Below are 11,590 nucleotides of genomic sequence, written 5' to 3' on the forward strand. Positions count from 1 at the left end.
GCGATTGCTACTATACGCCCGACGACCGGAATGAGCAATAGTTACGCTGTGAAAATGGCGCAGGGACAGGGAAACGGCTTGATGAACACGCAGCGCAAGGATCGGGGCGCCGGCCGGAGAAACGGCTTGGTCGCGCATGTCGGCTTTGCGGTCGGCATTCGCGGCGCGCTCACCGATGGAATGCGCAGGCGCATTATGGCGGCCCTGCGTTTGTCTTCGCTGTACGTTGTGTTTGGAAGGCAGTCGAGGCTCGGGGCGCTCGGTGCCCGTGCGGTCGCAGTCATGTCTATGTCGGCTGGCATCGGCGTGGTGACAATCGCCGGACTTTCGTCCGCTCAAGCAGGGGCGACTGTCGATGGAGGTACGTACTCGAGCGCAACCGGAATAGGAGCATGGCTCGTTGGAGATTACTCCAATGCAACCGGTGCAAACGCTGTAGCGATTGGCGAACGTGTAAATGCTTTGGCGAATGAGACTATCGCCATTGGCGATACATCGAATGCGAACGGCTACGCCTCTGTCGCGATTGGTTACAAATCTTTTGCGCAGTTCGACAACAGTATTGCGTTAGGAGATAATGCTCGGTCTCTGTCGACAAATGCGATTGCAATCGGGAACAGCTCAAATGCGTTCGGCTCGGGCAGTCTGGCGTTAGGCGCTCTGGCGCGTGCCAATGGGCAAGAATCGGTGGCTCTGGGAGAGAACGCCTCGACTACTCAATATGGTACCGCAGTTGGTTATTCAGCGAACGCCAGCGGAAATTTTGCTGTCGCGATTGGAAATATGGCTGCGGGAAAGGGCGACTTCTCCGTCGCAATCGGCGGTAACGCAACTGCGGAAACCAAGGGCGACGTGGCTATCGGTTACGCATCCAGAGCAACCGGTGTCGTTCCTTCGAACCTCACCCAACAGGGTGGAGCGGTTGCGATTGGTTATATTGATGCCGCGCTTCAACTTGGTGCGGTAGCGCTTGGCTATAGCGCTAAGGCGTACGGCTCCGGCGCGATCGCATTGGGCTTTCAAAGCTATGCGACTTCGGACGGTACTTCCAGTGGCCAGTCGGCGATAAGTGCAATTGCTCTGGGATATCAAGCAAAGTCTGCTGGCAAGAGTGCAATTTCTATAGGTTATCAAAGCAACGCGAATGTTTCAGGTGCTATTGCGGTTGGTGACTCTGCAAAAGTTGATGGCAAATCTGGCGCAGCGATCGCAATTGGGTCGGGTGCGCTTGCTACTGTGCCTGGCCAACCCGCGTCCGGTTCTGAAGAGCCGGTCGCGATCGGTCCAAACGCGGCCGCTAGCGATTCTGGTGCGGTAGCCTTTGGTCGTGCGAGTAGTGCGGTTTACCAGGGTACGGCTTTAGGGACGAACGCGAATGCTGGAAACCAGCAGGCAACTGCAGTTGGCTATGGTGCAAACGCTGCCGGTATGGGCGCAGCTAGCTTTGGCTATAGCGCATCAGCTGGTGGAGATGGCAGTGTTTCTGTCGGTCAGCAGTCAAACTCGATCGGCTTATATTCTACGGCTATAGGTTATAATGCCAAGGCGTCGAACGCTTCAAACATTGCTATCGGCGCTTTTTCCCAGACAAGCGGCGATCAGGCGACAGCTATTGGAGGTAGTGCCTTCGCTTCAGGCGCAACTGAATTGGGCGTTGGAGGTATAGCTAACTTCGAAACTTCGATTGCAATTGGCTTTGGCGCAATGGGCGCTGCCACGTCGGCGATCGCGCTCGGGGCATCAGCGAACGCGTCTGTGTCGCACAGCGTGGCGCTAGGTGACAACGCGACGACCGCCAATGCGGTGGGTGTGTCATCTGTCACGATAGGCAGCACGACCTTCGGCAACTTCACGGGCACCAATGCAGTGGGCGTGGTGTCGGTTGGGTCGGCAGGATCACTGCGGCAGATCCAGAACGTAGCCGCGGGTCAGGTGACGGCGACGTCGACGGATGCGGTGAACGGAAGTCAGTTGTACTCCGTTGCGTCAACGGTGGCTGATCTCTCGTCGCGTGGTGGATCGGGAAGCAGCTGGACGAATGGTCCGTCAGTGATCCTTGGCCAGGGTGCCACAGGTGCTCCATCGGGAGCGGTCTCGATCGGGCTGAACACGCAGGCTATGTTCACTAATGCCACCGCCGTGGGGGCGCGGGCCGCAGCTTCCAACGCAAATGCGACGGCAATGGGCGCAGCTGCGACAGCTTCAGGCCTGAATAGTGTGGCTCTTGGATACCAAGCGAACGCCCTCGATGAAACTGCGATTTCCATCGGTGCCTTTTCAACTGCACTCGCAACTGGAGGAATAGCAATTGGCGGAACCGCTGCTGCTCAAAATGGCATAGCAATTGGAAACACTGCGCTCGCTCACTATCAGGGCGACATCGCTATCGGTGCGTCCGTTTCGGCAGAAGGCAACGGCGGTACGCCAGCTCTTGCCGTAGGTAGTACTAGCGCAAAAGGCCGCGGTGCGGCATCGTTGGGATATAGCGCTGTAGCAGATGGAGATGGCACACTAGCGTTAGGTTATGGTGCCAATGCAACAAATGCCGGCAGTATGGCGTTAGGCTACCAATCTACCGCGAGTAGAGGACAAGCAATTGCTATCGGACAGGCGGCAAATTCCGCGAGTATATATACTATAGCGATCGGAACCAACTCAGTCGCCAGCAGACCCAATGGTATCGCGTTGGGGATGGCGAGTAAATCGACTGGTAATGAAGGCATTGCGATTGGTCAGGCCGCTCGCGCTGGAGATGGTAACGATGCCATTGCCATTGGTTATGGTGCTAGAGCAACTAGCTCCAACGCTGTTGCTTTAGGTAGAAATGCGAATGCCTCTCTGGGGTCCAGTATGGCGCTGGGTGACAACGCGACGACCGCCAGTGCGGTCAGTGTGTCGTCTGTCACTATCGGGAGCATGACCTTCAATAACTTCATGGGCACCAACGCGGTGGGCGTGGTGTCCGTGGGTACGCCGGGAGCAGAGCGTCAGATACAGAACGTTGCCGCAGGCCAGGTTACGGCGACGTCGACGGATGCGGTGAATGGAAGCCAGCTGTATTCCGTAGCCTCGACGGTGGCGGGGCTTTCGTCAGCCGGAGGCAGTTCGAGCAATGGACCCTCTGTTGTTCTGGGTCAGGGGGCGACCGGGGCGCCGTCGGGAGCGGTCTCGATCGGGCTGAACGCGACGGCGATGTCCGCCAATGCGACCGGGGTCGGCGCAACTGCAAATGCGTCCGCCGACGGGGCAACTGCGTTAGGCGCAAGCGCGATGGCGCAAGCCGTCAACAGCGTGGCCATCGGGAAGTATAGCCAGGTTCAAAATACAGCGTCTATTGCTATTGGCAATAATGCGCGTGCTCTGGATGTTTCAGGCGATGGTTTTGGGGATAATGAAGTTGTCATCGGAAATAACGCGACCGGCAGGCTGAGGGGCTCTGTCACGATCGGCGCGTCTGCTAATACGGGTGAAACCGACGACGTTGCGATCGGAGAAAATGCTAATGCGCAGCATGGCTATGGTGTTGCAATTGGCGGGGGAGCAAATGCATTTGCAAATGCCTCTGTCGCAATTGGAGGGAACTCCGGTGCTTTCCAGAATTTTGCAGTATCCGTGGGCACTAACGCCAACGCAAATGCGTTTTCCGCGATAGCGGTGGGTCCGTTCGCACAAGCAAATGCAAGGTACGCCGTGGCGCTTGGTTACCAAGCGCAAGCTACAGTGGAGAATAGTCTTGCATTAGGCGCTAATGCGACGACGTCTGCGGCGGTGAGCGTGCCGTCTGTGACGATCGGCGGGACGACGTACGGTCCGTTCGCGGGCTCGACGGCGGTGGGCGTGGTGTCGGTGGGTTCGCCGGGGGCGGAGCGCCAGATCCAGAACGTGGCGGCGGGCCGGGTGACGTCGGACTCGACGGACGCGGTGAACGGGAGCCAGCTTTACGCGGTGGCGTCGACGACGGTGAGCACGACGGCGTCGCTGTCGACGGGCCTGAGCGGGACGTCGAGCGCGGTGGCGCGGCTGTCGACGGGCCTGAGCGGGACGTCGAGCACGGTGGCGGGCCTGAAGCAGGACGCGCTGCAGTGGAACGCGAGCCTGGGGTCGTACGACGCGAGCCACGGGACGGCGTCGGCGAAGAAGATCACGAACGTGGCGGCGGGGACGATCAGCGCGACCTCGACGGACGCGGTGAACGGGGGCCAGCTGTACAGCGTGACGAGCACGGTGGATGCTTTGGTCCTAGCTTCCGGAGCAAATGGGGTCGCTGTCCATACGGTCGCATTTGGCGAAGGATCTAATGCGGCCACGACGACCAGCGTCGCTATCGGTCTGCATGCCAAGGCGCTGACCGGTTATACGACTGCTGTCGGTGCGGGCGCTTTGGCCCAAAGTCATGGTGCGACAGCAATCGGCGGAAATGAAACGGAGCTTGCCCAGGCCATAGGCGTCAATAGCGTTGCAATCGGTGGCCAGACGGAGGCTAGCAGCACTAATGACATCGCCATCGGCTATGGGGCATCAGCAAACGGCGGTAACAGCGGGTCAGCGGTGTCCATCGGTTCCGGCAATCGAGCGATAGGCGCGGGAGCTGTAGCAATAGGCGATCCAGTAACAGCGATTGGGCAAGGAGCTATCGCACAGGGGTACAATAGTTCGGCGACCGGTGATGGTGCTGTTGCACTTGGTAATCGCGTGATCGCCAACGGAACTGGGAGCATTTCGCTCGGCAACCTGAGTAACGCATTGGCAACTGGCGCCGTAGCGCTCGGCGATGGTTCGAATGTGCAAGCTTTGGCGGAACGAAGCGTCGCGATAGGTGCAGGTTCAAACGCATCGGTGGCCCGTAGCGTTGCTTTGGGAGACGGTGCACTGACAACCGCTCCTGCCAGCGTCGCTTCGACGTCAATTGGCTCGATGACGATCAGTGGTTTTGCAGGAACTAATCCTGTCGGCGTCGTTTCGGTTGGTTCGCCAGGCAACGAACGCCAGATTCAGAATGTCGCGGCCGGTCGTCTAAACTCGACGTCGACAGATGCCATAAATGGAAGCCAGCTCTATGCGGTCGCGTCCAGCCTCGCAGGCGCTACGGCCTCCCTATCGACAAGTTTGAGTGGTACTTCCAGCGCGGTAGCACTGCTCTCAACTAGCGTCGCGCAACTTTCGACTGGAGCGTCAAGCTCGAAGAGTTCTGGATCTACAACGCCGGGTGGAGCCAACAGCAATACTAGTTCGGTCGCTTCCCTCTCTACCGGCTTAAGTTCAACTTCTAGCGCAGTCGCACAACTATCTACTGCAATAACATCCGGCTCAAGTTCAGTAGCGTCTCTTTCGACAGGCCTTAGCAATACCGCCAGCACTGTGAGTCTGCTATCGACAGGGGTATCGTCCCTCTCTACAGGCCTCGCGAGTGCCAACAGTACAGTCATTGCGATCTCAACAAGCGTCGCAAATGGCGAAGTCAGCGGATTACGGCGTGGTACAACGACGGGCGACACAAATGGCGCGTTGTCGACCTCGAACGACTTGTATTTACAGCCTGGCTCAGGAGCGGGCCCTGTCGTCCTGCACAACGTCGCAGCGGGCAAGATTGGCGCTACATCCAGCGATGCGATCAATGGCGGTCAAATATACGCACTCGGAAACAGTATAGCTGAAGCACTTGGCGGCGGCGCGAAAATGGATCCGATCTCCGGATCGATCACTCCGCCAAGTTATCAAGTTCGCGGAGCAAATTACTCAAGTGTTGGCGGCGCAATCACCGCGCTCGACAACGGTTTGGCGAACCTGGAAAACAATATGCATGCTGTAGCATCGTCGTTGCAGCTGCAGATAACCAAGAACCGACGTATCGCAGCGGGTGGTGTCGCTTCTGCGTTCGCCATGAGCCAAATGAGATTCAGCGATCACCCGGGATCCCAGAGTATCGGAATTGGCGGTGGCTATTATGACAATCAGGGAGCGCTCGCAGTCGGTTATGGGTTCACGTCTGAGGATGGCTCTTTGAGAGGAACAGCGTCAGTTTCTTATACCCCCACCATCAACAAGCTCGGGGTTGGCGCTGGACTGAGCTATAGCTGGTAATCGACTGAGGGCCGGACGCTCGCGCGTCCGGCCCAAAATTCGAAACATCTGGTCCTTTGGAATGCCCGCAAAAGTAGCAAGAGTAATATGAATAAGCTATAGGTTGAAGTATTTTTTTGTATTATCTAGGGCCGACACCTATCTTTCGTATCTGCTCCATGTTAAATGGCGGCATGCGCTCGACACTCTATCCCGCAACACTCATTTCAGCGCTGTCGCTGTCTGTCAGTTTGACTTCATACGGGCAAGATTTGTTAGCAACGCCGGCGATTGACTCTACGATATTCAGGGAAGGTGCCATTATATCTCGTGAGTTCCGGTTCGGCAGCTGGCGAGCAAACTGCCAAGAAATTATCAAGATCAAACGGCGTGTTTGTAATATGCTGTCGGATATTATCGATGAATCCAATCAAAGCTCAGGTTCCGCACTCATTGCTACTACCGATACAGGGGTTCCGGCAATCGTATTTGCTCTCCCGAGTTTAATCACCGGGGGCAAGGATATTGCGGTTGAGGCAAATCAGCTGACTAAGATCGACGGAAAAGTCGTGAAGGTCCAGTACTTTAGTATTGTAAAAGCAACATTATACGACAATGGATGTAAATACATGTTTCCGCTTGATGCTAGGTTTACCTTCATACTTAACTCGGGTGAACAAATCAAAATAAGCATTTCAAATAATGCACATGTTTCGAAAACAGAAAAGAACAAAGGAGATATACTTGTAGCCAAGTACTTTGTTAAAGGGGATGGATTTTCTGAGGTTTTGCGAGGGACGACCGCGCCGTGGTAATTAAGTCATAATATTCGTTGAAGAAATCAATGAGAGATGCGCCAAAAGTCTCAAATCAATGAATGACCTGGTTAGGAGCGGGTTGTCGGACCTTTAAAAACGAGGAGCTACAAATGTTTGGTAACTTGAAGCAAAATATACTTCTGCTAATATTTGTGGCGCTTACTGTCAATTTATTGGCTCTCAGTGGAGCTATTATGTTGTGGTTATTTCCGAAACAACAGGCGCAGTCTGTGTACAACATAATTGATTGTGGTGACAATTCCGGAAAGATACATAAATGTATCCGTATTGATGCCAAAGCCGGTGAAATAAATGATGCTGTGCGTGGAGCATCATACCGCGTTATTTATGGGCAATAGATCAGCGAAAAAGCAATCGAAGCTTTTTTGAAAAATGTCGGAGAATATCATGAATATCAAGGGCTGTAACGTGCGCTATACCATAGCGGGTATATGCCTAACCCTATTTGGGGGTATTAATTTGTTGTATGCACAAGACGGTGATAATGGAATCGTGCAGCCAAATGCGATTAGACGAAGCGCTGCGCCAAGCCGTTCGAGCCAAAGTGTAGAAAAAAGCAGGGTGAAGGTTTTAGAGCGGCCGGCGCCGATAGCTGCGCCTCAGGTCCAAACAGCAGGTACAAATACCCCAAATGGTGCTGGTGGTAACGAGGTGACAAAGTTTCAGGGGTGGGTCGTTACATGCTTTCCGCCATCGGCGACTGGTGGAAATCGGAGCTGTATCGGCAAAATGAACATACTTAAAATTAATGAAGACCGTCGACCGATAATATTTTTGAGTGTAATCAAAAGTAGTAATTCAATCAGTTTGGCTATACAGACTCCGACAAGCGTTGAGCTTAAAAGTGGCGTAAACCTGCAGTTTGGCCAAGCAAATACGAGACGTATTGATTATTCTAGTTGTGAAGCCGCGCTGTGCACTGCAATGGTGCAGATGGATGATACTCTTGCAAATGAATTTGCAAGTTTTCCCACTGCATCAGCAGCTTGGACGGGATTGGGCATTGGAGAAGTGCGTGTCGAGTTTGCACTTCAGGAAGCCCGTAATATGATGGCATTTTTAGCTACGCGCTAATTAAATCGAGAAATATCGGAAACTGTAAAGACGTCGCGTACATATAAGGGCGCGACGTCATGTCTTTTTACCAGTGTTAATGGGAGATATTTTGTTTGATATAAGACTGCGGGATTGTTTTCAGGATGCCGTAATTCCTTACTTGAGCAGGAAATCCGATGCGTATTGGCATCACGATTATGACGGGCGAAAGGCAGAACGTCTGGAATAATGGCCTTGTTCAGAACATCTTCCATTTCGCAGGTTTGATGGCGGCTATACCGTTCGTGGAGGCAGTGTATCTCATCGACTGCGGTGATACGGCGAGCCATCCTGAAGGAGCCGATGCTGACGCTCTCAAAATTCCTCTCATCAGTGTAGCAGAGGCATATGACGCCGTAGACGTCGCAATCGAGATGGGTGGTGCCATCGATACGGAATGGATCAGCCGCTTTCGGTTTCGTGGCGGCAAGTTCATCCTTCATCTTTGTGGACAGCCTTACGTATCGCTGATTGAGCCGACTGTTTTCGGGCGAGACGGTTTTTTTATAGATCCTGAAAGATTCGAAGAAATTTGGTTGTTAGCAAAAGATATGGTCTTCGCGCCAATGCTTCGGTCAATTCATCAATGCCCTGTGTATAAAGTTCCGTATCTATGGGCGCCTCGATTTCTCGTGCAAACCATGTTGAGGGAACAAGATGGGGCGCTGCAATTTGGTTACAGACCAGGATCGCTCGAACATGGGAATGTCCGGCCAGCAATATTTGAGCCGAATATATCTCCGATCAAGATGGGATTAATTCCTTATCTTATCTGTGATCTTGTAGAGCGGAGTTGTCCAGCGATCATCGACAAAGTCAGTCATTTGAATGGCGATGTATTGGAAGATCACTCAGCTTACATTCATTTCATCAGCAACTCGTCGCTCTACAAAGCACAAAAGACCATCATTATGGGGCGCGACTACTTTGCGCATGTCATGGGAAGGGGAGCTAATATGGTGGTGAGCCACCAGATACGGTGCGAGCAGAATTATCTCTACCTCGATGCATTGTATGGATCTTATCCGCTTATTCATAACTCTAAAGTATTCCGCGACGTTGGTTATTATTGCGATGATTCTGATGTACAAGCGGGCGCAAAGCAATTCCTTGATGCTGTAATGTGTCACGATCGAAATCTGGCAAATTATCAGAACCGGGCTCGCTCCGTTATTGCGTCCCTTGCACCCACTGCCCGGACGAACGTAGACCATTATGCGCGCCGACTTGTTAATTTAACAAATCAAAAGGCGAAGCAGAAGTGGGGGTGATGAACGCAAAAGTGCTCCGTGCGCAAAGTCGTCGAGGACGTTCGGATCGCCTCCGTGTCGGCGTCACATTGTTTGTTCGCGACGAAAATCAGACGTTATGGGAAAATGGTATCTTCCAAAATTGCTTTTTCCTGATCGAGATGTTGAAGGCATCGCCACAAGTGGAGTGGTGTTGTATCGTCGTCGATGGGCCGGGCGCTGGCGGGCATAGATCGCAGTTCTCCCGGGAGTTCGGTGCCGATGTGATTGGCGTTGCCGAGGCGCTAGATAGTTTGGATGTCATCGTTGAGTTGAGCGCGCAGCTTGATGTGGAGTGGGGAAAGACCTTCGTTGACCGTGGTGGCCGGATCGCGGCCATGCGTGTTGCAAACGACTTCATCATCGACGCGGAGCGCATGGCGTTCAAGCTGGCGCCCGGTTTGTTGATGTCAGGCATGCCATACCAGGAAGTCTGGACCCTTCCTGCGTTTGAGCGGACATGCGCCCGATATTATGAGGCCGGGTTGCGCGCGCCGGTTCGTATCATGCAGCATCTCTGGTCGCCTCAATTAGTTGACCGTGAGGTGGCATCTTGCGGACGGCATACCGAATTCCGCTACGTGCCCGGTCGTTCGCGGTGGCGGGCCGCGATCCTCGAACCAAATATATGTTCCGTGAAGACGGCTCATATACCTCTGCTCGCATGCGAGAATGCGTATCGGAGAAATCCTGCGTTTTTGGATGTGTTGCGAGTATTTAATACAGCGGAGCTTCGAAACAATCAGATATTCATTCGATTTGCGCGCTCGCTTACGCTCATCAAGAATGGCATGGCGAGTTTTGAAGATCGTTTTCCCATCTTCGACATCATGGGTTCTCAAGCTGACGTGATCGTTTCGCATCAATGGGAAAATGCGCAAAACTATCTGTACTATGAGGCCTTGTATGGCGGTTTTCCCCTCATCCACAACTCGACGCTGATCGAGGGATGCGGTTATCGCTACGAGGATTTCGATCCGGAGGATGGGGGCGCGGCCCTCCTGCAGGCCTTTGTCCAGCACGACCTGGATCTCGAAACCTACATCGCCAACGGACGCAGGTTAATCGCGAAGCTCGATCCGACATCGGACGCGAATGTGCGCGCCTACAGCGAGGCGATCGCCGGATTGTTCGATGACAGGCGCGGGGCGGGAGCGGGCGTTTTGAGTCATCAGTTAGCGCCAGCCCTCTGAAGGTTGCGGGGTGGTGGAGAGGCGTTCGCTCACCGTCGGCATCACCATTGGCCTGCGGGATGCGGGCGAAAGTCTGTGGCTCAACGGCATCAAACAGAATGCCCTGTATCTCGCCAAGCTGATCCGGCGTTCCCGACACCGCCACCGGGTCTGCTTGCTCAACACCACCCCGGTTCCGATCACCGCCGAGCTGGCGTGGAATCGGGCGGAGTATCCCACCATGCCCTTCGAGGACGGGTGGGCTGGGCTTGATGTGCTGATCGAGCTCGGTGGACAGATCGACTGGGAACAGACGGCGCGTCTCAAGCATCAGGGAACCAGGATCGTCAGCTATTGCTGCGGTCCCGAATACATCCAAAATATCGAGGCGATAGTCTTTCAGCGACCGTTGTATGACTCGATCTACGTGAACCGGGGATACGATGTCGTCTGGGCAATCCCGCAGGTCTTCGATCTCAACCGCGGCTTCTTTCAGACGCTCCGCCGATGTCCCGTGCGGGAGATTCCCTTCGTGTGGGATCCCATGGCGATCGAGGCTGCCACCCGGCCATTACCGCATGGCGGGCAGTACCGCCCTGGGAACGGCGGAAAGCGAATTGCGGTCCTTGAGCCGAATATTGATGTCTTGAAATTCTGCCTTTATCCGATTTTCATCGTGGAGCAGGCCTTCCGACGGGTGCCGGACCTTGTCCAATTTCTCCATGTGGCGAATGCGGATCGGTTCGTGCACGACGGCCGTGAGTTCGTGAGCCTGATGCAGTATCTCGATATCATCCATGCGGGGAAAGCGAGCTTCATCGGGCGGGTCGTCACGCCCTACTTCCTGGCGGACCATACCGACGTCGTCGTCTCTCATCAGTGGGGGTTGCCGCTCAACTACCACTATTTGGAATGCTGTTGGCAGGGATATCCGTTCGTCCACAATGCCGAGCTGATTCGAGATCTGGGGTATTACTATCCTGGTCATGACGTCGAGAAGGGCGCCGAGAGGCTGACGCAGGCCTTACAGTTCCACGATGTGAGGTGGGAGGATTACACGGCCCTTCAGCGCCAGCGCATCGCACGGTTTACGGCCGATGATCCCCATCTGATCGTACTCATCCGGCGTGGACCG

Annotated in this window: 7 protein-coding genes; all 7 read left to right on the forward strand. The window is 54.4% G+C overall.

The features are described from left to right. Positions 1–30: 30 nt before the first annotated feature. A complete protein-coding gene (locus tag MFF22_RS15790; protein WP_238249936.1) occupies positions 31–6,081 on the forward strand; it encodes a YadA-like family protein in 6,051 nt (2,016 codons plus the stop codon). A gap of 173 nt (positions 6,082–6,254) precedes the next feature. Beyond that, positions 6,255–6,875 carry an invasion associated locus B family protein gene (locus tag MFF22_RS15795; RefSeq protein WP_238249937.1) on the forward strand — a complete coding sequence of 207 codons (621 nt, stop codon included), beginning with the start codon at positions 6,255–6,257 and terminating at the stop codon, positions 6,873–6,875. Between the two features lie 113 nt (positions 6,876–6,988). Further along, positions 6,989–7,237, forward strand: coding sequence for a hypothetical protein (locus tag MFF22_RS15800; protein WP_238249938.1), 249 nt, complete (start codon positions 6,989–6,991; stop codon positions 7,235–7,237). A 49-nt stretch (positions 7,238–7,286) separates the two neighbouring features. Beyond that, entirely contained in the window at positions 7,287–7,973 is a 687-nt protein-coding gene (locus MFF22_RS15805) for an invasion associated locus B family protein (protein ID WP_238249939.1), read from the forward strand. A gap of 158 nt (positions 7,974–8,131) precedes the next feature. Next, the gene (locus tag MFF22_RS15810) at positions 8,132–9,265 is read left to right on the forward strand and encodes a DUF2827 family protein (RefSeq protein WP_238249940.1); all 1,134 of its coding nucleotides are present in this window, start codon (positions 8,132–8,134) and stop codon (positions 9,263–9,265) included. Continuing rightward, positions 9,265–10,476: a DUF2827 domain-containing protein gene (locus MFF22_RS15815; RefSeq protein WP_238249941.1), complete on the forward strand. Its 1,212-nt coding sequence runs from the start codon at positions 9,265–9,267 to the stop codon at positions 10,474–10,476. The genes MFF22_RS15810 and MFF22_RS15815 overlap by 1 nt, the downstream gene beginning before the upstream one ends. 10 nt (positions 10,477–10,486) lie before the next feature. Further along, a partial coding sequence (locus MFF22_RS15820) for a DUF2827 family protein (protein WP_238249942.1) occupies positions 10,487–11,590 on the forward strand: 1,104 nt, incomplete at its 3' end.

Origin of the sequence: Methylobacterium persicinum, assembly GCF_022179525.1 — a bacterium.
GTDB classification, from domain to species: domain Bacteria; phylum Pseudomonadota; class Alphaproteobacteria; order Rhizobiales; family Beijerinckiaceae; genus Methylobacterium; species Methylobacterium persicinum.

What these genes read in the sequence shown, in the direction of transcription:
- MFF22_RS15800 (WP_238249938.1), top strand. Translation starts at nt 6,989, where the DNA reads ATGTTTGGTAACTTGAAGCAAAATATACTTCTGCTAATATTTGTGGCG.
- MFF22_RS15790 (WP_238249936.1), top strand. Translation starts at nt 31, where the DNA reads ATGAGCAATAGTTACGCTGTGAAAATGGCGCAGGGACAGGGAAACGGC.
- MFF22_RS15815 (WP_238249941.1), top strand. Translation starts at nt 9,265, where the DNA reads ATGAACGCAAAAGTGCTCCGTGCGCAAAGTCGTCGAGGACGTTCGGAT.
- MFF22_RS15795 (WP_238249937.1), top strand. Translation starts at nt 6,255, where the DNA reads ATGCGCTCGACACTCTATCCCGCAACACTCATTTCAGCGCTGTCGCTG.
- MFF22_RS15810 (WP_238249940.1), top strand. Translation starts at nt 8,132, where the DNA reads ATGCGTATTGGCATCACGATTATGACGGGCGAAAGGCAGAACGTCTGG.
- MFF22_RS15805 (WP_238249939.1), top strand. Translation starts at nt 7,287, where the DNA reads ATGAATATCAAGGGCTGTAACGTGCGCTATACCATAGCGGGTATATGC.